Annotated in this window: 21 protein-coding genes; 16 read left to right on the forward strand and 5 right to left on the reverse strand. The window is 67.6% G+C overall.

What is annotated here, in order from left to right; translation table 11 throughout:
• Window positions 1-342, reverse strand: a 342-nt coding sequence (locus tag DFR50_RS32555; RefSeq protein WP_210208919.1) for a hypothetical protein, incomplete at its 3' end; no start/stop codon positions are given.
• Between the two features lie 438 nt (window positions 343-780).
• A complete protein-coding gene (locus DFR50_RS15695) occupies window positions 781-2,169 on the reverse strand; it encodes an L-serine ammonia-lyase (RefSeq protein WP_113890228.1) in 1,389 nt (462 codons plus the stop codon).
• 429 nt (window positions 2,170-2,598) lie between these two features.
• On the opposite strand from DFR50_RS15695, the gene DFR50_RS15700 reads away from it, so the two are divergent.
• The 5 genes from DFR50_RS15700 (at window position 2,599) to DFR50_RS15720 (ending at window position 8,414) form a co-directional block, all read left to right on the forward strand.
• A complete protein-coding gene (locus DFR50_RS15700) occupies window positions 2,599-3,642 on the forward strand; it encodes an NAD(P)-dependent alcohol dehydrogenase (protein ID WP_113890229.1) in 1,044 nt (347 codons plus the stop codon).
• 52 nt (window positions 3,643-3,694) lie between these two features.
• Entirely contained in the window at window positions 3,695-4,711 is a 1,017-nt protein-coding gene (locus DFR50_RS15705) for an AraC family transcriptional regulator (protein WP_113890230.1), read from the forward strand.
• Window positions 4,712-4,835: 124 nt separating this feature from the next.
• Entirely contained in the window at window positions 4,836-6,338 is a 1,503-nt protein-coding gene (locus DFR50_RS15710) for a sugar ABC transporter ATP-binding protein (protein WP_113890231.1), read from the forward strand.
• A gap of 95 nt (window positions 6,339-6,433) precedes the next feature.
• Entirely contained in the window at window positions 6,434-7,381 is a 948-nt protein-coding gene (locus tag DFR50_RS15715; RefSeq protein ID WP_210208920.1) for an ABC transporter permease, read from the forward strand.
• A gap of 73 nt (window positions 7,382-7,454) precedes the next feature.
• A complete protein-coding gene (locus DFR50_RS15720) occupies window positions 7,455-8,414 on the forward strand; it encodes a sugar ABC transporter substrate-binding protein (RefSeq protein ID WP_210208921.1) in 960 nt (319 codons plus the stop codon).
• 388 nt (window positions 8,415-8,802) lie between these two features.
• Here the strand turns inward: DFR50_RS15720 and DFR50_RS15730 are convergent, their stop codons facing one another.
• Both DFR50_RS15730 and DFR50_RS15735 read right to left on the reverse strand, forming a co-directional pair.
• Window positions 8,803-9,834 (reverse strand): SIS domain-containing protein, encoded by a 1,032-nt coding sequence (locus DFR50_RS15730; RefSeq protein WP_113890234.1) that lies wholly within the window; start codon window positions 9,832-9,834, stop codon window positions 8,803-8,805.
• Complete coding sequence (locus DFR50_RS15735) at window positions 9,831-10,601, reverse strand: GntR family transcriptional regulator (protein WP_245427823.1); 771 nt, start codon at window positions 10,599-10,601, stop codon at window positions 9,831-9,833. The genes DFR50_RS15730 and DFR50_RS15735 overlap by 4 nt, the downstream gene beginning before the upstream one ends.
• 202 nt (window positions 10,602-10,803) lie before the next feature.
• Here DFR50_RS15735 and DFR50_RS15740 point away from each other — a divergent pair, with 202 nt between their 5' ends.
• From DFR50_RS15740 to DFR50_RS15760, 5 genes are read left to right on the forward strand one after another with little or no spacing between them, the layout of a single operon-like run.
• Window positions 10,804-11,517, forward strand: coding sequence for a sugar isomerase domain-containing protein (locus DFR50_RS15740; RefSeq protein ID WP_113890236.1), 714 nt, complete (start codon window positions 10,804-10,806; stop codon window positions 11,515-11,517).
• Between the two features lie 22 nt (window positions 11,518-11,539).
• Window positions 11,540-12,820, forward strand: a complete 1,281-nt coding sequence (locus DFR50_RS15745) for an ABC transporter substrate-binding protein (RefSeq protein WP_113890237.1) — start codon at window positions 11,540-11,542, stop codon at window positions 12,818-12,820.
• Between the two features lie 23 nt (window positions 12,821-12,843).
• Complete coding sequence (locus tag DFR50_RS15750) at window positions 12,844-13,749, forward strand: carbohydrate ABC transporter permease (RefSeq protein ID WP_245427825.1); 906 nt, start codon at window positions 12,844-12,846, stop codon at window positions 13,747-13,749.
• Entirely contained in the window at window positions 13,749-14,576 is an 828-nt protein-coding gene (locus DFR50_RS15755) for a carbohydrate ABC transporter permease (RefSeq protein WP_113890238.1), read from the forward strand. Before DFR50_RS15750 ends, DFR50_RS15755 begins: the two co-directional genes overlap by 1 nt.
• 15 nt (window positions 14,577-14,591) lie before the next feature.
• Window positions 14,592-15,722, forward strand: coding sequence for an ABC transporter ATP-binding protein (locus DFR50_RS15760; RefSeq protein WP_113890239.1), 1,131 nt, complete (start codon window positions 14,592-14,594; stop codon window positions 15,720-15,722).
• On the opposite strand, the gene DFR50_RS15765 is transcribed toward DFR50_RS15760, so the two are convergent.
• Complete coding sequence (locus DFR50_RS15765) at window positions 15,719-17,239, reverse strand: FGGY-family carbohydrate kinase (protein ID WP_113890240.1); 1,521 nt, start codon at window positions 17,237-17,239, stop codon at window positions 15,719-15,721. The genes DFR50_RS15760 and DFR50_RS15765 overlap by 4 nt on opposite strands.
• A 283-nt stretch (window positions 17,240-17,522) precedes the next feature.
• Here DFR50_RS15765 and DFR50_RS15770 point away from each other — a divergent pair, with 283 nt between their 5' ends.
• From DFR50_RS15770 to moaA, 6 genes are all read left to right on the forward strand, one after another.
• Window positions 17,523-18,782 carry an ABC transporter substrate-binding protein gene (locus DFR50_RS15770; protein ID WP_113890241.1) on the forward strand — a complete coding sequence of 420 codons (1,260 nt, stop codon included), beginning with the start codon at window positions 17,523-17,525 and terminating at the stop codon, window positions 18,780-18,782.
• A gap of 87 nt (window positions 18,783-18,869) precedes the next feature.
• On the forward strand, window positions 18,870-19,820 hold the full coding sequence (locus DFR50_RS15775; RefSeq protein WP_210208922.1) for a carbohydrate ABC transporter permease: 951 nt from the start codon (window positions 18,870-18,872) through the stop codon (window positions 19,818-19,820).
• A gap of 8 nt (window positions 19,821-19,828) precedes the next feature.
• Window positions 19,829-20,659: a carbohydrate ABC transporter permease gene (locus DFR50_RS15780; RefSeq protein WP_113890242.1), complete on the forward strand. Its 831-nt coding sequence runs from the start codon at window positions 19,829-19,831 to the stop codon at window positions 20,657-20,659.
• Between the two features lie 10 nt (window positions 20,660-20,669).
• Complete coding sequence (locus DFR50_RS15785) at window positions 20,670-21,764, forward strand: ABC transporter ATP-binding protein (protein ID WP_113890243.1); 1,095 nt, start codon at window positions 20,670-20,672, stop codon at window positions 21,762-21,764.
• Between the two features lie 189 nt (window positions 21,765-21,953).
• Entirely contained in the window at window positions 21,954-22,505 is a 552-nt protein-coding gene (locus tag DFR50_RS15790) for a L,D-transpeptidase (protein ID WP_113890244.1), read from the forward strand.
• 76 nt (window positions 22,506-22,581) lie between these two features.
• Window positions 22,582-23,601 (forward strand): GTP 3',8-cyclase MoaA, encoded by a 1,020-nt coding sequence (gene moaA / locus DFR50_RS15795; protein ID WP_113890335.1) that lies wholly within the window; start codon window positions 22,582-22,584, stop codon window positions 23,599-23,601.
• Window positions 23,602-23,626 lie beyond the last annotated feature (25 nt).

Consider the following 23,626-nt stretch of genomic DNA (forward strand, 5'->3'; position numbering starts at 1 on the left):
CGCGGCGACGCGGTTACCTTCGACTTCCGGGCTCGCGAACAGCCCGGGCGTGGACTTCCACCACGCTGACAAAGCGTCCTCGCGGACGCACGAGGGGCGGCGTCCCGCCGCCCCGGCGGCGAGACGCCGCCGCTCGCGGTGAGCGCCGTGGCCGCCGCTCGTAGGCTGGGCTTGGCAATTACGGGCGACTGCAGCAATTGCCAGGGCGGGGTCCTTACACTTCGTCATCGCGAGGAGCCCGAGGGCGACGCTGCGATCGAGGAGCCGTCTGCGCTGCCGGCTGCCGAAGCGCTGGACTCCGCTGGCGGCAGGCGTCGGCGTCCCGGACTCCTGGATCGCCACGTCGCTTCGCTCCTCGCGATGACGGCTTTGAAGCGAGCCCTCGCCTTGGATACGGTCGCGTACGCTTTTCGCCGCGCGCGGCGCCCGGAAAGCGGCTGCGTCTGCAGCGGGAACGCCGCCGCGCCCGACGAGCGCGAAACCGCCTCGCTGGCCGACGCCGCACTGACGCTGCAGCGGCCGGACGGCCGGCGCGCGCCTGCGCTGGTTCTGCTTCTGGATGTCAAACAGCCGGGCGTCTTCGCCGCCAGCGATCCACGCCTAATCGAAAGCATGATAGTCCGTATTTCTTTTTTTCACGACATATTGTTTTCCGAGGCGCTGCTCTTGCGCACCCTTCGGCGCCGCATCCGAGCGGTGCGGCTCGAAGCCATCAACCGGGAGTCCCGTGACGCCCGCGTTGCGGCGCCGGCGGCTCGCGACCTCGTTAGGACGCGCGCCTCAACATTCCGGCAGGTTGACGGCGAGACCGCCGAGACTGGTCTCCTTGAACCTGGCGCTCATCGCCTCGCCCGTCTGGCGCATCGCCTCGATGCAATTGTCGAGCGGCATGAAGTGCGAGCCGTCGCCGCGCAGCGCGAGCGAGGCGGCGGCGACCGCCTTCATCGCGCCGATGCCGTTGCGCTCGATGCAGGGCACCTGAACGAGCCCGGCCACCGGATCGCAGGTCATGCCGAGATGGTGCTCGAGCGCGATCTCGGCGGCGTTCTCGACCTGCGCCGGCGCGCCGCCGAGAACGGCGCACAGACCCGCTGCGGCCATGGCGGCGGCGGAGCCGACTTCGCCCTGACATCCCGCCTCCGCTCCGGAGATCGAGGCGTTGTGCTTGATCAGGCCGCCGATGGCGGCGGCGGTCAGCAGGAAATCCGGGATTTTTTCGCCGCTCGCGCCGAGGCAATGGTCGAGATAGTAGCGCAGGACGGCGGGAACGACGCCGGCCGCGCCGTTGGTCGGCGCGGTCACCACCTTGCCGCCGGCGGCGTTCTCCTCGTTGACGGCGAGGGCGTAGACGCTGAGCCAGTCGGAGACGACGTGCGGCTGCGTCAGGTTCGATCCACGCTCGCGCTCGAGCTGGTCGCGGATGCGCTTTGCCCGCCGTTTCACGCCGAGGCCGCCGGGCAGTTCGCCGTCGCGCGACAATCCGCGCTCGATGCAGCCGTTCATGGCCGACCAGATGAGCGCGATGCCGGAATTCACCTCCGCCTCGGCGCGGGCGGCGCATTCGTTCGCCCGCTTCATCGTCGCGATGTCGAGCCCGCTCTCGCGCGCCATGCGCAGCATCTCGGCGGCGGTCGCGAACGGAAACGGCTTTGCCCGTCCGGCCGTCTCCGTCGCGGCCTTTCCCGGTCTCGCCCGTTCTTCCGCGGTGACGACGAAGCCGCCGCCGATCGAATAGTAGGTCTCGGACAGGAGCAGGTCCCCGGCGCCGTCGAGCGCTTGTGCGATCAGGCCGTTGGCGTGGCCGGGCAAGGCCGGCCCGTAATCGAACACGACGTCGCGCGCCGGGTCGAAGGCGAGCGCCGGCAGACCCGGGGGCGTGAGCCTGCGCGCGGTCCGCAGGTCCTCGAGTTGGCGCTCCGCCGCGTCGATGTCGAGGTCGCCTGGCCGCCAGCCGAGGAGGCCGAGCGCGACCGCCCGGTCGGTCGCGTGGCCCTTGCCGGTGAAGGCGAGCGATCCGTGCAGGCTGACGCGGATGGCGGCGGCGCGCCGTCCCGATCCGGACGCCCGGAGACCATCGAGGAAGTCCGCGGCCGCCGTCATCGGCCCCATCGTATGCGACGACGACGGGCCGACGCCGATCTTGAACACGTCGAACACGCTGAGGAACATGGGACCGCCTCCCCGGACTATGGGGACCGCGGACCGATCTGTCGATCGGCGGTCGATTGGAAACCCGAGGCGGAGGTCCCGAACCCACGGCCTTGGCGGCCGCTGCGGCGCCCGGATCGCCCTCCGCTGCCGACCTTCGCAAACCCGTCGAGCGCCCGCAAGATCGGCTCTGCGGCCTTGCGGCGCTCCGCTTCGCCCGGCGAACGGCGGGCTCGGCTCCCCGAGGGAAAGCGCCGGCGTCGAAACACAGGCCCTCCGCGCCGGGACGGGACCCGCGGACTGGCCAAAATGTAAAAATTTGCACGGAGATTTGTTGGGGCGGCTTTGCGACGATGGCGCCGAACGCGCATAGTGTGGATGTCGCGCCGATCCTGTCGGCGGCGAGCGAGTTCTGCACAGAATGTACGTTAACAGCTCGGGAGGAAGGTCATGAGGGTAAAGGCGGTCGTCCTCGAGGGCGTTGGCGATGTCTGTCTTCGTGACATCGAAGTCGCTGGAACGGCGGAGCCGGGCGACAACGAGGTGCGGATCGCCATCAAGACGGTCGGTATCTGCGGCAGCGACGTTCACTATTACCAGCACGGCCGGATCGGCGATTTCGTCGTCAAGGAGCCGATGATTCTCGGCCACGAGGCGGCTGGCGTCGTATCGGCCGTCGGCGCGAAGGTCGCCCATCTCAAGGTCGGCGACCGCGTCTGCATGGAGCCGGGCATACCCGACTTCAGCTCGCGGGAAACGCTCGGGGGCCATTACAACCTCGATCCGTCCGTGCGCTTCTGGGCCACGCCGCCGATTCACGGCTGCCTGACGCCGGAAGTGGTCCATCCCGCGGCCTTGACCTATCGGCTGCCCGACAACGTCAGCTTCGCCGAAGGCGCCATGGTCGAGCCGCTGGCGATCGGCGTCTACGCCGCCTTCAAAGCGGCCGTCCGTCCCGGCGACGTCGCGGTCGTCGCCGGCGCCGGCACCATCGGCATGATGGTCGCTTTCGCCGCCCTGGCCGCCGGCTGCGCCAAGGTCATCGTCAGCGACGTCGCCACCGCCAAGCTCGACATCCTCGCCGACCGCCCGGGCGTCGTCACCGTCGACCTCAACCGGGAAAAGCTCGCCGACGTCGTGGCGGAGCACACCAATGGACAGGGCGCCGACCTGTTCTTCGAGGCGAGCGGCAGCCCGCGCGCGTTCGACGATCTGATGGAGGTGGTCGGCCGCGGCGGACGGGTGGTGCTGGTCGGCATGCCGCACGATCGCGTCGCGCTGGACGTCGTGGCGCTCGAGATCAAGGAGATCAGCGTGACCGGCATCTTCCGCTACGCCAACGTCTGGGAGCGGACGCTGGCCTTGCTCGGATCCGGCAAGATCGATCTCAAGCCGTTGATCTCGGCGACCTACCCGTTCGAGCAGTCGGTGGCGGCGTTCCAGCGCGCGGCGCAGCAGAATTCGTCCGACGTGAAGATCCAGATCGCGTTCTAACCAGAATCGGCGACGCTGGACGCGCGTGGAGAACGGCCGAGGGGTTCGCACAATGACCGTAAAGCCTGTACTCGAGGTCATCCAGACGCCGCTGGATCGCACATTCCGCATCTACGCTCACGACTATCCCTTCGTCTACTCGGGATGGCACCATCATCCGGAGTACGAACTGCATCTGATTCGGCGCAGCCGGGGCCATTTCTACGTCGGAACCTACGCCGGCGAGTTCGGCCCGGGCAATCTGGTGATGACCGGCCCCAACCTGCCGCACATGTGGGTTTCCGACGCCGACGAGCGCGACGCCGACGGCTGCATCGTCGGGCGGGATCTGGTCCTGCAGCTGAGCGCGGGCTTCGCCGAGCGGTGCGTCGCCGCATTCTCCGATTGCTGCGGCCTCACCGGCCTCCTCGAGGCGTCGCGGGCCGGCATCGAATTCTCGAGCGAGGCGGCGGCGGAGGCTGCGAGGCTGATGGAAGCCCTCCTGGCCACAGCCGGCCTCGAGCGCATGGCGGTCTTCTTCACGCTGCTCAAAACGCTCGAGGAAGACCGGGAGCGAACGTCGCTGTCGCTCATGGGGGCGGACCACGAATGCGCCCAACCCAAGCGGCTCGAACGAATACTCGCCTATATCGCGGAAAATTTCAACCGTCCGGACCTGTCGTGCCGTGAGATCGCCGAAGACGAGGGAATGGGTCTTCCCGCCTTTTCGCGCCTGTTCGAACGCCATGTGCGATGCACCTGCATCGAATACATCAACCATTTGCGGATCTACAAGGCGTGTCAGCTTCTGATGGAGACCGACGACGCCATCACGCCGATCAGTCTCGAGGTCGGGTACGACACCCTATCCACCTTCAACCGGAATTTCAGGCGATTGATCGGGAAAACACCGTCAGCATTTCGCGCTGAACGCAGATCGGGCGCAACGGCGGCTGCGAAAAGCCTCCGACCGCCGGGCGCGGCAGGGAGGGTCGCATGCATAGCGGAGTCGACTTCGCAAGGCAGGGGACGAAGCCCCCTGGCCTCGATCCGACCGGGCGCAGTCCCCCTGTTCCCCTACCCGGCCTGATCGAACCCGACGGGCCCCGTCGCGCACGCAATCCGACGCCGGCCCCGACCGCTCCCCCAGCCGCTCCCGAGCCTGACCGCAACGCCATCGCGCGTGGAGACGCTCGTCGTCTCGGAGAACCTTGATGACGCAAGACACCGTCCTCGAAGTCAAGCACATCAGCAAGTCGTTTCCCGGCGTGAAGGCGCTCGACGACGTCTCCTTTTCCGTGCGGAGAGGTTCCGTGCACGTGCTGTGCGGCGAAAACGGCGCGGGAAAATCGACATTGATGAAGATCATCAATGGCCTGTACCAGCCCGACCATGGCGAGACCCTGATTCGCGGCGAACGGGTCAAGATCGACTCTCCCATCAAGGCCGGAGAGCTCGGCATATCGATGATCTTCCAGGAGTTGAACTATACGCCGGAGATGTCGATCGAAGAGAGTCTGTTCGCCGGCCGCTGGCCCACCCGGTCGCTCGGTCGCATCGACTGGAGCGCCATTCGCAGCAAGACGCTTCAGCTTCTCCAGCAGGAAAACCTCCCGTTCGATCCGGAGACCAAACTGAAGGCCCTGTCGATCTCCAATCTCCAGATGCTGGAAATCCTCAAGGCGATCTCGCGCGACGCCGACATCATCATCATGGATGAACCGACCTCGTCGATCAGCAACAAGGAAATTGAAACCTTGTTTCACAAGATCGCCGATCTCCGCGCCCGCGGGAAGGCGATCGTCTATATCTCCCACAAGATGGATGAGATCTTTCGCATCGCCGACGAAATCTCGATCCTTCGCGACGGAAGGGTTGTCGAGACCCGCGCGCGGGCGGACTTCGACATCGACTCGGTGATCGCCCTGATGGTGGGACGCGCGCTCGGACACGGCTATCCCAAGGAAGAGGTGGCTCACGGCGAACCGGTCCTCGAAGTCGAGCGCTTCAGCGGACCGACCGGATTCCGCGACGTTTCCTTCCGGGTTCGGGAAGGCGAAATCGTCGGCTTCGCCGGACTTGTCGGCGCCGGTCGCACCGAGACGGCGCGGGCTTTGTTCGGGCTCGATCCGGGTGCGCACGGGACCATCAAGGTTCGCGGACGAACGTCGAAGATCGGCAGCGTACAGGACAGCGTCGCTTGCGGCATGGTGATGCTTTCCGAAGACCGCAGGCGGTTCGGCATCGTCCCGGTGCGCGACGTCAAGGAGAACGTCACGCTCGCCTCGCTGGCGCAATTCTTCCGCAACGGCCATCTCCACAACGCCATGGAGCGAAAGAAGGTCACAGACATCTGCGAGCGGATCAACGTGCGGATGCCGACCATCGATTCCCCGGTCGGGACCTTGAGCGGCGGCAACCAGCAAAAGGTCGTCCTGTCCAAATGGATGCTGTGCAACCCGGACATCCTGATTCTGGACGAGCCGACGCGCGGCATCGACGTCGGGGCAAAGTTCGAGATCTACAAACTGATGACCTCGTTCGTAAAAGAGAGAAAATCAATTCTGATGATTTCTTCCGAACTGCCTGAGCTGATCGGAATGTGCGATCGCATCTACGTCATGGCTGGAGGACGCATCACCGGAGAACTCGCTCGGGCGGAGTTTTCCCAGGAGACCATCATGCGATACGCAATGAATATGCCGAAGGCCGGGTGAGATCCAGGAACAGAACAGCGACAAAGGTATTGGTGATGACCGCCGTGATGTCAAGAGAAACGTGGCAGAAACTAAAGACACGATACTCCATATATATGGTTGTCATCGTGATGATTATTGTCTGCAACGCGCTGAACCCGAATTTCCTGTCGACACGGAATATCTCGAACATCGCTGCGCAGATTTCCGTGACGACCATTTTGGCTTTCGGCGAGACGTTGTTGGTCATCTGCGGATTGCTCGACCTGTCGTGCGGATCGGTCCTGGCCCTCGCCGGCGTGCTGTCGGTCTATATCTTCAAGGAAACGGGATCGATGGCCGTCGCCTTCGGCGCCGGGCTGTTTTTCGGCGTCGTCTGCAATTACGTAAACGGAATCCTGGTCCGATACTTCAGCATTCCGGCGTTCATCGCCACCCTGGCGATGATGACCATGGCGAGAGGCGGCGCGCTTCTGTTCACCAGAGGCCAGAACATCTATCAAATCGGCGATTATGTCTGGTTCGGTCAGGGACAGATCGGCTTTATCCCCGTCCCGGTCGTCTTCATGGTCATTATCGGTATCGTGACCTGGTACATCCTCGGTCATACCCGATTTGGCCGCTCGTTATACGCTGTCGGCGGCAACGAGGAAGCCGCCCGAGCCTCCGGCATCAATATCGGCCGAATCAAGATTCAGGCCTATCTGATCAACGGCGCTTTCGTCGGCCTCGCCGGCATTCTCCTGATGTCGCGGACCAATGTCGGCGCGCCCAATGCGGGGCAAGGATACGAATTCGAAGCGCTGACGGCGGCGATTATCGGCGGAACCAGTTTCTCGGGCGGGCTCGGAACCGCAGGCGGAACCCTGGCCGGCGCTTTCATCGTCGGTTTCCTGAACAATATCATGAACCTGCTTGGAGTGGATTCGTACCTGCAGCAAGTCATCAAGGGCGCGATCATCGCGCTGGCGGTCGGGTACGACATGTGGGCCAAAGTGAACCGCACGAAGAAGTCGCTTGGCGCGGTGGAGCTTTCCAGCAAGCCAAAGGAGGCGAAATCCTAGGTCAACGAAACCATACAACCATTGGTGAATCGAAAACATGCTTCCGGGTGGAAACAAAGTAAGGGAGAAAACCGTGCACACGTTTTTGAAAACAATAAAGACCATCGCAGCCGTCGGCGCGCTCTGTCTGGCGACGACGACGATCGTCCAGGCGGCCGAGTATAAGGTCGCGTTCATCGCCCGAGCCCAGGCCGACTCGTTCGCGGCGTGGCTCGCCAACGCGATTCAGGACGAAGCCAAGAAATATCCCGACATGAAAGTCGACGTGATGGATTCTCAGGCCGACGACGCCAAGGAGAACGCCTTCATCGAGAACGCGGTCGCGAACAAATACGACCTGATCATCGTTCAGCCCAACAACGGTGAGGCGCAGCGGCCCTACGTCGAACGGGCGGTGAAGGACGGCGTCAAGGTCATCACGACCAACGCGCGCATCAAGAACATCCCCGGTTCGTCGTCCGTCGACGCCGACCCCTATGCGCAGGCGGCGGTGAACGCGCGTCTGGCGCTCAAGCAGGTGCCGCAGAACGCCAACGTCGTCGTGCTGGACGGCCCGTCCGGCAACATGCACGCCGACATGCGTCGCGACGCCTGGCAGAAGGAATTCTTCGCCAAGCGTCCGGACGTCAAGATCGTCGGCGAGCAGATTGCGCATTGGAACAAGGAAGAAGCCATGCGCTACATGGAGGACTGGGTTCAGGCCAATCCCAAGATCGACGCGATCATCTCCATGAACGACAACATGGCCGCCGGCGCGCTCGAGGCGGTCAAGGCCGATCCGCGGTTCACGGGCATCCTCGCCTATGGCGTCGACGGCACCGCCGAAGCCATGCTGCTGATCCAGTCCGGCAAAATGACGTCGACCGCCTTGCAGAACGCCTATGATCTGGCGGCGAAGAACATCAGCGTGGCGCACGACCTCGTGACCGGAAAGGTCAAGCAGATCGACACCGATATCGACTGCCCGCTGGTGACCAAAGACAACGTCGCGGAATTCATCGCGATCCACAAGAAGTCCGGCGCAATCAAGTAAGGTTGCGCTTTGGCGGGCGCGCGATCGGCGTCCGCCACAGTGAGCAGCCCCGGGCCGCAGAGTCCGGGGCTGCTTTGTCGCTGGTCACTCGGGGCCGGATTTCGAGGACGGCGCGCCACGACCGCCGCATCGTCTCGGCGGCGGCGATCATCGCGGTGGGCGTCGACGCGAACGGACGGCGCGAGGCGCTCGGCATGGACGCCACGGCCCGGGACAGGCTCGCGCCGGGACGGGCGGCCTGCCGTCGAGCGGCGCGATCGCCGCCCTCCCCGGGGCGGCGCAGGCGCCCGGAAAATCCCGCGCAAGAGGCTGAAACGCCCAAAACCGGCCGGCGCCGGGACTGCGGAGACGGTTTCCGATCCGCCGCCGCCATCCCACGCAAATCGCATCACACCGTCCGCGTCACCTTCATCAGGTGCGGCGGGTCGTCGGGGTTGCGGCCGCGGCGGCGCGCGACCGCCTCGGCCAGCCAGTAGAACGCGTGCAGCGCCGCGATCGGGGTGACCATCGGATGGCCCGCGTCGGGCGCAACCAGCGTCGGAAACCGGGCATGGCGCAGAACGTCGACGATCAGCGGCGCGGCGCCGAACGAGGCGAGGCGATCGATCGTGGCGAAGAACCCGTCGCGCGCGGCGTCGCCCGGGGCCGGAGCGAAGCCCAACGCCGGGAAACCCGGGCCGACCACGCCTGCGGGGCCGTGCAGCACCTCGGCCGAGGAAAACGCCTCGGCGTGGATCGCCGACGTCTCCTTGAGCTTCAGCGCCGCCTCCATCGCGACCGCATAGGTCGCGCCCCGGCCGATGACGTAGAGCGAGTTCGCGCCGGCGAGCGCGGTCTCGAGATCGCCGGGCGGCGGCGCGACCGGGTCGAGGATCGCGGGCAATCCCTCCAGCGCCGCCGCGAGGCCGTCGTCGCGGCTCCAGCGCGCCGCGAGCGACACGCCGGCGACGAGCGCTGCGATCATCGACTTGGTCGCGGCGACCGACCGCTCCGTTCCGGCCAGAAGCGGCAGCAGGGCGTCGGCTTCGGCGGCGACGGGGGAATCGGTTTCGTTGACCAGCGCGATCGCCGTCGCGCCCGCGAGTTTCGCTGCGCGCTGCATCGCAATGATGTCGGGGCTGCGGCCCGACTGGGAGATGGTGATCGCGACGGCGTCGGAGAGCCGCATCGGCGCGTGATAGAGCGAGGCGATCGAGGGGCCGAGCGAAGCGCAGGCGAGGCCGAGCTTCAGTTCGACGACGTGCTTGAGGAACAGCGCCGCATGGTCCGAGCTGCCGCGCGCGATGGTGGCGACGAACGCGGGCTCGCCGGCGCGAAGCTCGTCCGCGAGTTTCCCGATCCTCTCGGCGGCGCCGTCGAGCTGGCGGCGGATCGCCAGGCCGGTCTCGGCGATCTCCGCCGCCATGAATGTGCCGCTCATCGGTCGGCTCCTTCGCCACGCGGCCGCGCGCCCGGCGGCAACGACAGTTCGGCCACGAAATCGTAAGTGTCGGAGCGGTAGATCGAGCGGGTGAACTCGACCCGCCGTCCGTCGGCGAGATAGGCGATCCGGTGGATGTCGAGTCCGGGCGAGCCTTCCGCAACCTCGAGCAGCGCGGCCTCCGCTGCGTTGACCATCACCGCCCTCAGCCTCTGCACCGCGCGCACGGGCCGGCAGCCGGCGGCCTCGAGCGCCGCGTAGAGCGAATCGCCGATCTCCTCGCCTTCGCCGAGAAAGCGCATCGGCACCGCCGCCCGCTCGATCGCCATCGGCACGCCGTCGGCGAGGCGCAGGCGGAAGAGACGCAACACCGTCTCGCTCAGCGCGATGTCCAGCATCATCGATTCCTCTGACGTCGGCAAGAAGGCGCCGCGTTCGATGACCCGGGACGAGGCGGCGAAACCCCTGAGCCGCATATCCTCGGTGAAACTGGTCAGGCGCGACAGCGGCTGCCGGACGTGTGGCGGGCTGCGCTTGACGAACGTGCCTGCGCCGTGGCGGTGGGTCAGCACCCCTTCCTGCACGAGATCGGCGATCGCGCGCCTGAGCGTGGTTCGGGAAACCTCGAGCAACTGAGACAGCTCCCGCTCGCCCGGCAGGACGTCGACGTTGGCGAAGCGGCCGCTGGCGATCTGCCGCTTCAGAGTCTCGCCGACGCTCGCGACCAGCGGCGCGCGCGCGGCTCCGTTCGATTCCCGTGCGGCCACATCACGCTCCCGAAGCGAGCCCCTAGACAAGAGGTATACGCTTGGACCATAAATGATGGCAAGAGGGCCGGACGATGGCGGCCCTTCGGGCCGGTTGGGCGGGCGCCTGACGGCGCCGCGCGGCGTCGCGTGCGAGGGTCGAATGGTCGAGGAACCGCACAATAGCGGAAATCCATTAAGCCCTAATAAGTTAGCGGCGGCCATGGGCTATCTTGACGGAGCCGCGCGGCTGCTCACGACGCTCGTCGAAGGGCAGGAGGCGGCGTTCGATGCGGCCGCGGAGGCGATCCGGCGGACCATCTCGGAAGACGGACTGGTATACCTCTTCGGGACCGGCCATTCGCACATGCTGGCGGAAGAGGGCCATTTCCGGGCCGGTGGCCTGGCCTGCGTCGTCCCGGTTCTCTCGAGCGCGGTGATGCTGCACGAAAGCGCCGTGGCCAGCACCGCCCTCGAGCGGGTCGGCGGCGTCGCCGACGTGGTCCTGTCGCGCTATCCGATCGCCAGCCGCGACGTCCTCGTCGTCTTTTCCACCAGCGGCGTGAACGCGGCGCCCGTCGAAGCGGCGAAGCACGGCCGCGCGGCGGGCGCGACCGTCGTCGCCGTCACCTCGAAGGCCTATTCGCGCCAGGCGGCGGCCGGGCGCGAGACCCTCGCCGACGTCGCTCCGATCGTCCTCGACAATCGCGCGCCTCCGGGCGACGCGAGCGTGACGATCGCCGGCGCCGTCCGCGCCGGGCCGCTGTCGACGATCGCGGGGGCGGCGCTGCTCAACGCCCTGCTGGTCGAGGCCTCGACGCGTCTGGCGGCGGAAGGCGTCGATCCGCCCGTCTACGTCAGCGCCAACATGCCGGGCGCGGCGGCGCGCAACGCCGCGCTGATGTCCCGTTATCGCAACCGCAATCCGCATCTTTAGCGCCCAACCCAGGAGGACGGCCATGCGTGGAAGAAACTTCGTGTTCGCGAGCCTCGTCGCGATGCTCGCCGCGAGCGCGGCGGCCCAGGCCGACCCGGTTCAGATCCGGCTCTGGCACATGGAGCAGCCGCCGCAGCGGGTCGCGCGCGTGCAGCAACTCATCGACGAGTTCAACAAGGCCAACCCCGACATCGTGGTCAAGCAGGAGCCGCAGAACTGGGGCGAGGTGTACGCCAAGGCGCCGGCCGCGATCGCCGCGGGCAACGCGCCCGACATCCTGTTCGCGATCCCCGACTTCACCACCGTGATCAAGGGTCTCGGGGCGCTGACCTCGGTCAAGGACTTCGTCGCCAAGCTGAACGAACAGCACCATTTCATCCCGGCGACGCTGCGCCCGTACGAATACGACGGCGGCGTCTGGGCGGTGCCCCTCTACAACATGGCGATCTCGCTCTGGTACCGGCACAGCGTGTTCGACAAGGCGGGGCTCAAGCCGCCGCAGACCTGGAGCGAGTGGCGCAAGGACGCCGAAGCGCTCTCGAAGGCGGGCCTGTACGGCGCCGGCTTGCCGGCCAACAAGCAGCTCTACACCGACCAGACCGTCTACGCGACGATGGTCAACAACGGCGCGGCGCAACTCTTCGGCGACGACGGCGCCCTGCGCTTCGACAACCCCAAGACGGTCGAGGCCTACGCCTTCTACAAGGACATGTTCAAGTACTCGGCGCCGGACGCGACGAACTGGACCTGGGGCGAGGCGGAGGCGTGCTTCGACGCCGCCAAGTGCGGGACGGTGCTGCAGTTCACCGTCATCTCGACCTACAACGCCCAGGGCGGCGACCCGGCCGACCTCGGCGTCGCGGCCGTGCCGCACAACGACGGCGAAACGGCGTCGAACACCATCGCCTACTCGAACGCTGCGATGATCCTGGCCAAGGACCCGGCCAAGCGCAAGGCGGCCGAGGCCTTCATCAGCTTCCTGCTCGAGCCGGCCAATTACGGCCGCTTCCTCAACATGGAGCCGGGCCTGTTCCTGCCGGCGACCGAGGACGGGGCCAAGGCGCCGAGCTTCTGGAACGACCCGCTCGCGGTGAAGTACAAGTCGCAGATCGAGACCATGATCGCCAACAGCCAGAACGGCATGCTGTTCGGCTTCACCAGCGGCAAGGTGTTTCCCGCGATCGGCGCGATCTCGGCCCAGAACATTCTCGCCGGAACGCTGCAGCGGATCGTGGTCGGCGGCGACGCGCCGGCCGCCGCGGTGGCCGCCGGGCAGAAGGAGATGCAGGAGGCCGCCAAGTAGGACCGACAAGCAGGGCCGCCGACGTGCCCATTCGCCGTTCTCAGCGCCTCGCGGCCCGCCGCGAGGCGGCGTTCGCGGCGCTGCTGGTCGCTCCCGTGCTCGCGTGGCTCGGGGCGACCCTGCTCTACCCGCTCGCCGTGTCGCTCGCGCTCAGCGTCGAGAACGTGCGCGTGATCGGCTCGGTCGGACGGTTCGTGGGACTCGACAATTACCTCTCCGTCCTCGGCTCGGCCGCCTTCTGGCTCGCGCTCGGACGCAGCGTCGTCTGGGTCGTCGGCAACGCGGTCGTCCAGACCGCGCTGGCGATGGCCGCGGCGCTCGTCCTCGAGCAAAGCTTTCCGGGCGTCCGCATCGCCCGGACCTGGATCGTCCTGACCTGGATCGTGCCGACCATCGTCATCGTCATCGTCTGGCGCTGGCTGCTCTCGACCTCGGGCGGGATGATCAATCCGCTCCTGATCGCCCTCGGGGTGATCCGGGAGCCGGTCGGCTTCTTCTCCACCCCCGCCAGCGCGATGGCGACCCTGATCCTGATCAACTCCTGGCGCTGGTTTCCCTTCATCGCGGTGATGCTGCTTGCGGGCCTGCAGCGGATTCCCGGCGAGCTCTACGAGGCTGCGGCGCTCGACGGCGCGTCGCGGTTCGCCCGCTTCCGGCGCATCACGCTGCCGCTCCTGCAGCCGACCCTGTTCGTGCTGACGGTGATCGGAACGCTGCTGTCGTTCAACGTCTTCGACATCGTCTGGCTGCTCACCGGCGGCGGCCCGGCGAACGCCACGACGACGCTGCCGATCCTCATCTACCGCACCGCCTTCAAGGGCTACAGGCTGAGCGAGGCGGCGGCGATGTCGGTCGTCGCGACGGTCCTCCTGATGGGCCTCGCCCTCATCGCCGTGCGCACGCTCGCCCCGCGGGAGGAAGCGCGCTGATGCGCCGCAGCGTCGCAATCACCCTCGCGCTCGCCGTCGCGCTCGCGGTCCTCGCGATCCTCGTCATCCTGCCGTTCTGGTGGGTGATGTCGTCGTCGGTCAAGGCGACGAGCGAAATCGTCTCGACCAGCCCGACGATGTTTCCCCGCAGCTTCACGCTCGAGCATTTCGAGAAGCTCCTCGGCGGCTCGGACTTCCCGCGCTTCCTGTTCAACAGCGTGATCGTGTCGCTGGCGTCGATGGCGCTCACGGTGGCGTTCGCCGTTCTCGCCGGCTACGCCTTCTTCCGCCTGCGTTTCCCGGGGCGGGATCTCCTCTATCGCGCCATCCTGCTCGCCTACGCCTTTCCCGGCATCGTCGTGCTGACGCCGCTCTACGGCATGATGTCGGCGGCGGGGCTGATCGACAATCCGCTCGCGCTGGTGATCGTCAACGTCACCTTCGCCGTCCCGTTCGCGATCTGGATGATGCGGGCGTTCCTTGCGGCGGTTCCGGTCGAGATCGAGGAGGCCGCCCGGCTCGACGGCGCCTCGCGCCTGATCGTGCTGCGGCGCATCGTCCTGCCGCTGATCGCGCCAGGCGTCGCCAGCGTCGCCATCTTCGCCTTCGTGTCCAGCTGGACCGAGTACCTGTTCGCCTCGGTGCTGATCCAGACCGACGCGCACAAAACCATTCCGGTCGGCCTCGCCGGCATCATCGGCCAGTACCAGGTCGACTGGGGACTGATGCTCGCCGGCGCGACGATCACCACGCTGCCCGTTCTGGCGCTGTTCGCCGTGATCGGGCGCTACTTCGTCGCCGGGCTCACCGCCGGCGCGATCAAGTGACGGGCTGGGGTTGACATGTCGGCGATCTCGATCAGAGCCTTTCGCAAGCGGTTCGGCGCCGCGGAAGTGATCCGCGGCGTCGACCTCGACATCGCGGACGGCGAGTTCGCCGTGATCGTCGGCCCCTCCGGCTGCGGCAAGTCGACCCTGCTGCGCGCGATCGCCGGGCTCGAGGACCTCAGCGAGGGCGAACTCCACATCGGCGGTCGCGACGTGTCCGACGCCGACCCCAAGGATCGCGGCGTCGCGATGGTGTTCCAGAACTACGCCCTCTACCCCCATATGACGGTGCGCGAGAACCTCGCCTTCGCGCTCGAGATGGCGCGCCGGACGAAGGCGGAGATCGAGGCGCGGGTGCAGGCGGTCGCCGCCTCGCTCCACATCGGCGAGCTTCTCGACCGGAAGCCTGCGCAGCTCTCCGGCGGGCAGCGGCAACGCGTCGCCATGGGGCGGGCGATCGTGCGCGACGTGCGCGTGTTCCTGTTCGACGAACCGCTGTCCAATCTCGACGCCGCGCTGCGGGTCGCGATGCGCGCAGAACTCGTCAAGCTGCACCGCGAGCTTCACAGCACCGTGGTCTACGTGACCCACGACCAGGTCGAGGCGATGACGCTCGGCGACCGCATCGTGGTGATGAATCGAGGGCTCGTCGAACAGGCCGGCAGCCCGCTCGAGCTCTACCATCGCCCGGCGAACCTGTTCGTCGCCGGCTTCATCGGCTCGCCGCGGATGAATTTCCTTCCGGTCGACGTGACGGCGACCGACAGCGCCGGCGTCACGGTGACCAACGCCGACCTCGCCCCGATCCGCGTTCCGGTCCGGCCGACGCGGCTGACGGCGGGCGCCGCCGCCACGCTCGGCGTGCGGCCCGAACACGTCACCCTGCCGCACGCGGGGGCGGTGCGGATCGAGGGCGCGGTCGAACTGGTCGAGCGCCTCGGCCGGGAAACCGGCGTGCGGCTGACCACCGCCTCCGGCCTCGCCCTCGACGCGATCCTCGACGGAACGGCGGCCGTCGAGGCGCAGTCGCCGCTCGCGCTCGGCTTCGCCCCCGAGGCGTGCCATCTGTTCGATGGCGACGGGCGGGCGCTGGAGCGGCTCAGCGCGCCTGCGATCGCCTCCGCCGCGCGTCCGCCGAACGGCTAGCTCCGATGCAGCGCGACGATCGCCTCCCGGGCGGCCTTGAAGCGCGCGAACCCTTCCGCGTAGATCGCGGCGCGCGCCGGGTCTGGCTCGAAGCGCCGGCGGACGAGGGTGGCCTCGCGCGCCGCTTCGCGAACGGATCGGCGCCGGCCGACTGCGACGCTGGCGAGAAGCGCCGCGCCCTTGGCGCCGAACTCGCCGCCTTCGAGCGTCAGGACGGGCGTGTCGGTCACGTCGGCGATCGTCTGGCTCCAGAAGTCGCTGCGCGCGCCGCCGCCGACCAGGCGGATCTCGGCGATCGGCCGGCCGATCGCCGCGTAGCAGTCGCGGATCGCATAGGCGACGCCCTCATAGACCGCGCGCAGCATGTCCGCCCGCCCGTGCGCGGCGCGAACGCCGGAGAACTGGGCGCGGGCGCCGCGCGACACGACCGGGGCGATCAGCCCGACCTCGCTGAGATAGGGGTGGTAGAGCAGCCCTTCGACGCCGGCCGGCCGGGCGGAGGCGATGCGTTCGAGCGCGTCGAACACGGAGGCGCCCGAATCGGCGGCGGCGAGATCGGGAAAGAGGGCGCCGAGCGCCCAGTCGAGATTCGGCGCGCCGGCGAGATTGACCATCACCCGCAGCCACAACCGCTCGGGCATCGTGAACAGAAGGCCGACGTTGGGCGGCTCGAACACCGGCTCGCCGGCGACGAGGCCGTTGTGGCAGGTGGTGCCGAGCACCGTACAGGCCATGCCGGGGTCGACCGCGCCGGCCGCGATCGCGCTGCAGGGAACGTCGCCGGCGCCGATCGCGACCGGCGTCCCCGGGCGGAGGCCCGTCTCCGCGGCGGCGGCGGCCGTCACGACGCCGGCGATCGATTCCGACGGGCGGACCGGCGCCAGCAGGTCGGCGTGCGCTTCGAGCCCGAAGATGCGCAGCATCTCGGGCGAGCGGTTCCGCGCGCGGGCGTCGCCCGGGGCGACCGCCGCCTCGGTCACGTCCGCCGCCACTTCGCCGGTGAGGCGGTAGCGCAGCCAGTCCTTGCAGGAGAGGACGCGGCGGGTGCGCGCGATCGCCTCCGGCTCGTGGTCGACGAGCCAGCGCAGCGCGGGCAGGGTGCAGCCGGGCTCGACGACGCAGCCGCCGCTGCGAAAGATGCGATCGAGCGCATCGGGATCGTTGGCCGCGGCGCGATCGATCGCTTCCTGCCCGCGCGTATCGGCGACCAGCAGCGCCGGGCGGACCGGACGTCCGCGGTCGTCGATCGGCCAGACGCCGACCATCGCTCCGGTGACGCCGACCGCCGCCACGTCGGCGCCGCTCGCGCGCGCCGACGCGAGCGCGGCGCGAACCGCCTCGGCCGCGTCCGTCCACGCCTGGTCCATCGACCGCTCGGCGGCGCCGGGAAACGGCCGCGAGACCGCGCCCTCGACGCCCGCGGCGGCGACCTCGCGACCGACCGCGTCGAGATCGAAGAGGGCGGCCTTCGTCCGCGTCAGGCCCGCGTCGATCCCCAGCATCAGCGACTTCGCCACGGTCCCGTTCGCCCTCGATTCCCGCCTCGCCGCCGAGTCCGCGTCGCCAAGGAACGAGGACGACCAGGTCGCTCGCGCCGCTCCGACGCCCGCCTGCGGCGGGCCGTTAACCGACAGGGAAATGCCGGTTGCGTGCGGCTGAAGATTATGCGCCCTTAGGCGCCGAGGCAATCAGCGAGGCCGCCAGCGCGCTGCCCAGCGCGACGCGGACGCGTCCGGGGCGCGGGAGCGAATGACGGATCGAAATGGGCGGGCCTGAAGCCTGCCGGAGGAGGAGGACAGTATGAAAATTGGTCTCGCATGGATGCGCTGCGGCGCCGCCGTGGTCGCGCTCGCCGCCGGGCTCGCCGCGGCGCACGCCGGCTCGCTCAAGATCGAAAGCTGGCGCAACGACGACGCCGACATCTGGAACAACACCATCATCCCGACGTTCAACAAGCACTACCCGGACATCAAGGTCGAGTTCTCGGCCACCCAGCCGGCGGAGTACAACGCCGCGCTGAACGCCAAGCTCGATGGCGGCACCGCCGGCGACCTCATCACCTGCCGGCCGTTCGACGCCTCGCTCCAGCTCTACCAGAAGCATCAGCTCGACGGCCTCGACGACCTCGCGGGTCTCGCCAACTTCCCCGACGTGGCCAAGGCCGCCTGGTCGACCGACGACGGCAAGGTCACGTTCTGCATGCCGATGGCCTCGGTGATTCACGGCTTCATGTACAACGAGGACGCCTTCAAGAAGATCGGCGCCAAGCCGCCCAAGACCATGGCCGAATTCCACGACATCCTCGACAAGCTGAAGAAGGACGGGACCTATACGCCCATCGACATGGGCACCGCCGACCAGTGGGAGGCCGCCACCATGGGCTTCCAGAACATCGGGCCCAACTACTGGAAGGGCGAGACTGGCCGCGAGGCGCTGATCTCCGGCAAAGAGAAGTACACCGACCCGGACTATATCGCGGTGTGGAAGGAGCTCGCGACCTGGGCGCCCTACATGGGCAACGGCTTCCAGGCGCAAAAGTCCGCCGACAGCCAGAATCTGTTCTCGCTCGGCAAGGCGGCGATCTATCCGGCCGGGTCGTGGGACATCTCGACCTTCCGCAAGGACGCGCAGTTCCCGATCGGCGCCTTCCCGCCGCCGCTGCCGGCCGGCGACACGGAGTGCTACATCTCCGACCATACCGACATCGGCATGGGGCTGAACGCGGCGTCGAAGAACAAGGAGGACGCGAAGAAGTTTCTCGAGTGGCTTTCGACGCCCGAGTTCGCCGACCTCTACGCCAACGCGCTGCCCGGCTTCTTCCCGCTGAGCAAGGCGAAGGTCACGATCAAGGACCCGCTCGCGGCCGACATGCTCGGCTGGCGCGCCACCTGCAAGTCGACGATCCGCAACTCCTACCAGATCCTGAACCGCGGCACGCCGAACCTCGAGAACGAGCTCTGGAACGTCTCGGCGCAGGTGATCAACGGCGCGATGACGCCCGAGGCGGCCGGCCAGCAGGTGCAGACCGACCTCGACAAATGGTACAAGCCGGCGAAGTGAGCGCTGTAAGGCGCGCTCGCTGAGCGCGCCCTGGGCGGGGTCGGCGACCCCGCCCTACAACGCGCGCCACTCGGCAGCAGAGGACCGATGGCCGAACCCATGTCCCAGGTGGTCGCTTCCATGCCGCGAGGACGATTCCTCGCGCTGATGGCGCTGTTCCTCGGGCCGTCGGTCGCCGTCTATACGCTGTTCTCCATCTACCCGCTGATCGCGACGATGGCGCTCGCGACCTACACGACCGACAGCGCGGGCGCGTATGCCTTCGTCGGCCTCGCCAATTTCGTCACCCTGCTCGCGGATTCGGTGTGGTCGAAGCCATTCTGGAACGCGGCCTGGAACAACCTGATCTTCTTCGCCGTCCACATGGCGGTGCAGAACCCGATCGGCATTGCGCTGGCGGGGCTGCTCAGCCTGCCGGGGATCCGGTTCAAGAGCCTTTACCGCACGGCGATCTTCCTGCCGACCATGCTGTCGGTGGTGATCGTCGGCTTTTCCTGGAACCTGATCCTGTCGCCGCTGTGGGGGGTAGCCGAGGGGGCGCTGAAGTCGGTCGGCCTCGGCGGCTGGTTCGCGCCGTGGCTCGGCCTGCCCTCGACGGCGCTGGCGACGCTGGCGCTGATCTCGGTGTGGCAGTTCGTCGGAATTCCGATGATGCTGATCTATGCGGCGCTGCTCAACATTCCCGACGAGCTCGTCGACGCCGCCCGCGTCGACGGACTGGGGAACTTCCGCATCTTCTGGCACATCAAGCTGCCGCTGGTGCTGCCGACCATCGGGCTCGTGTCGGTCCTGACCTTCGTCGGCAATTTCAACGCCTTCGACCTCATCTATTCGGTCAAGGGCGCGCTCGCCGGGCCGAATTTCGCTTCCGACATCCTCGGCACGTTCTTCTACCGCACCTTCTTCGGCTACCAGTTGCAGCTCGGCAACCCGACCATGGGCGCCGCAGTGGCGACGGTGATGTTCTTCATCATCCTCGTCGGCGTCTGCTTCTACCTGTTCGTCATCCAGCGCCGCATGCGGCGCTACGCGTTCTAGGGGGTTCGATGCTCAAGCAGCGCGCCGAGACGCTCGGCGTCCACGTCATCCTGATCGCCTACAGCCTCATCGCGATCGGGCCGATCCTGCTCGTGGTGATGAACTCGTTCAAGGCGCGCAAGGCGATCTTCGGCGCGCCGCTCGCGCCCCCGAACGCCGACACCTTCTCGCTGGTCGGCTACGCCAAGGTGTTCCACGCCTCGCACGTCGTCACCTATTTCGGCAATTCGCTGATCGTCACGCTGGCGAGCATGGTCCTCGTGCTGCTGTTGGGCGCGATGGCGGCCTGGGCGCTGACCGAATACCGGTTTCGCGGCTCGACGGCGCTGGCGCTGTTCCTGTCGATCGGCATCATGGTGCCGATCCGGCTGGGATCGGTCGCGATTCTCAAGATGATGCGCGCGGCCGGGCTCAACGACACGCTGACGGCGCTGATCCTCGTCTACATCGCGCAGGGGCTGCCGCTGGCGATCTTCATCCTGAGCGAATTCATCCAGCAGATCCCGAAGGATCTGCGCGACGCCGCACGCTGCGACGGGGTGCCCGAGACGCGCATCTTCTTCGAGGTGATCGCGCCGCTGCTCAGGCCCGCGATCGCGACCGTCGCGGTCTTCACCATCGTGCCGATCTGGAACGACTTGTGGTTCCCGCTGATCCTGACCTCGTCGGATTCGACCCACACCATCACGCTCGGCGTGCAGCAGTTTCTCGGCCAGTACATCACCGACTGGAACGCGGTGCTCGCGGCGCTGTCGATGGCGATTTTGCCGGTGGTCGCGATCTACGTGATCTTCTCCCGTCAACTGATCAGCGGCCTCACCGCCGGCGCGGTCAAGTAGGGCCCGCGCCATGGCGAAACTGCATATCGACGCGCTCAACAAGAGCTATGGCGAGACGAAGGTGCTGGTCGACGTCGACCTGGCGATCGAGGACGGCGAGTTCCTCGTGCTCGTCGGCCCGTCCGGCTGCGGCAAGTCGACTCTGCTCAGGATGATCGCGGGCCTCGACGCGCCGACCTCGGGCGACATTTACATCGCCGAGCGCAAGGTCAATGCGCTGGCCCCCGCCGAGCGCAGGATCGCCATGGTGTTCCAGTCCTACGCGCTCTATCCGCATATGGACGTGCTGAAGAACATGACCTTCGGGCTCAAGTTCACCGGCGTTCCGGCGGCCGAGCGCGAGCGGCGCGTGGCCGAGGCGGCGCGCATGCTGCGCCTCGAACCGCTGCTCAAGCGCTATCCGCGCGACCTGTCGGGCGGGCAGCGGCAGCGCGTGGCGATCGGCCGCGCGATCGTGCGTGAACCGGACGTCTTCCTGTTCGACGAGCCGCTGTCGAACCTCGACGCGGCGTTGCGCGTCTCGACCCGGGTCGAGATCGCTCGCCTGCATCGGCTGCTCAAGGCGACCATGGTCTACGTCACCCACGACCAGATCGAGGCGATGACGCTCGCCGACCGGATCGTGGTGATGAACCAGGGACGGATCGAACAGGTCGGCAAGCCGCTCGACCTTTATTACGAGCCGGCGAACCTGTTCGTCGCCGGGTTCATCGGCTCGCCGGCGATGAATTTTTTCACAGGCCGGGTCGAGCGGATCGAGGGCGGCGAGGCGCTGGTGACCGGACCGTGCATCGGCTCGGTCGCCGTGCCGGCGGCGACGTTTTCTCCCGGCGACGACCTGACGCTCGGCGTGCGGCCCGAGCATCTGGGGCAAGGCGCCGGGGCGTTCTCGACTTCGGGGATGGTGGAGCTCGTCGAGAGGCTCGGCGAAGCCTCCTTCGCCCATGTGCGCCGGGCCGACGACAGGCTGATGGTGGCGGAAATCCGCGGGCGCGACACGCCGGCGCCGGGCGAATCGGTGACCTTGTCCGCCCCGGCCCAGGACATCCACGTTTTCGACGCGCGCGGGCGGCGGCTCGCCGCGACGCCGGTCAACTCTGCGTGATCGCCGCGCCGACCGCGCCGGGATTCGTGGCCGGTTCGCCACAATATAACGCAAAATGCTGAATTTGCGGCGGAAGCGCGTTTGAAAGCGTTGCGCGTCGACGTCCGTTCGCCATACTTGCGACGCTACGGTCCACGGCGTCGCGACCTTCCACGCGCCGCCGGGGCAAGTCAAAAGTCGGGGAACCTGATGCGCCGTATCCTTGTTCGAGCCGCCGCAGTGGCGGGCCTGTTGCTGAGCGCTGCGACCGCGCCGGCCTTCGCCAATGCGCTCGATTCCCAGTTGCAGCCGGTCGCCCAGCCGGTTCCGCGCGAGACCGTCTCGTTCGACGGCGCCGAGGCGCCCGGTACGATCGTCGTCAAGACGAGCGAGCGGCGGCTCTATTTCGTCCTGCCGGACCATCAGGCCCTGAAATACGGCGTCGGCGTCGGCCGCCCCGGCTTCTCCTGGGCGGGCGCGACCCACATCGCCAATAAGCGCGAGTGGCCGGACTGGACGCCGCCCCCGCAAATGCTCAAGCGCCGTCCCGACCTGCCGCGCCATATGGCGGGCGGGATCGACAATCCGCTCGGCGCGCGCGCCATGTACCTCGGAGGCACCCTCTACCGCATCCACGGCTCGAACGAGCCCGACACGATCGGCCAGGCGGTGTCGTCCGGCTGCATCCGCATGACCAACGACGACGTGATCGACCTCTACAGCCGCGCCAAGGTCGGCGCCCGGGTCGTCGTCACCCGCTGATTTTTCTGTGGCGTCCGCCGCTGATTCGCGCGGCGGACGCCTTTCTTTCGGCCGCCGGCGCCCCTATTTTCGGCCGATGAACGCTGTCTCGCCGCCTCCCGAAGCGCCCCTCGTCGATCCCTTCGGCCGCAGCATCGCCTACGTGCGCGTTTCGGTGACGGACCGCTGCGACTTCCGCTGCGTCTACTGCATGTCCGAGGACATGAACTTCCTGCCCAAGCGGGATATTCTGTCGCTCGAGGAGATCGACCGGCTGTGTTCGGCGTTCGTGCGGCTCGGCGCCCGCCGGCTGCGCATCACCGGCGGCGAGCCGCTGGTCCGGCGCAACGTGATGGCGCTGTTCCGCAGCCTCGGACGGCGCCTCGGCGGCGGCGGGCTCGACGAAGTCACGCTGACCACCAACGGCTCGCAGCTCGAGCGCCACGCCCGCGAGCTCGCCGATTGCGGCGTCGAGCGGATCAACGTCTCGCTCGACACGCTCGACCCCGCGAAGTTCCGGGCGGTGACCCGATGGGGCGACCACGCGACCGTGATGAGGGGCATCGACGCCGCAGCCGCGGCGGGCCTGAGGATCAAGATCAACGCCGTCGCGCTCAAGGGGTTCAACGACGGCGAAGCGCGGGCGCTGGTCGACTGGGCGCACGGCCGCGGCTTCGACATCACCTTCATCGAGGTGATGCCGCTCGGCGCGATGGACGAGAACCGCGCCGACCAGTTCATGCCGCTGACCGAGCTCAGGCGCGGCCTCGAGGAGAGCCTGACGCTGACGCCCTCGGCCTACGCCACCGGCGGCCCGGCCCGCTACGTCGACGTCAAGGAAACCGGCGGCCGGCTCGGTTTCATCACCCCGCTCAGCCACAACTTCTGCGAGAGCTGCAACCGCGTCCGGGTGACCTGCACGGGCACGCTCTACATGTGCCTCGGCCAGGAAGACGCGGCCGACCTGCGCGAGCCGCTGCGCCGCTCGGAATCGGACGCGCCGCTCGTCGCCGCGATCCGCGCCGCGATCGCGCGCAAGCCCAAGGGTCACGATTTCGTCATCGCACGCGCCGCACGGCCCGCCGTCGAGCGGCACATGAGCGCGACGGGGGGGTGAATTTTTCCAGTTCGGCGCGCTGGCG

Origin of the sequence: Roseiarcus fermentans, from assembly GCF_003315135.1 — a bacterium.
Lineage (GTDB): Bacteria > Pseudomonadota > Alphaproteobacteria > Rhizobiales > Beijerinckiaceae > Roseiarcus > Roseiarcus fermentans.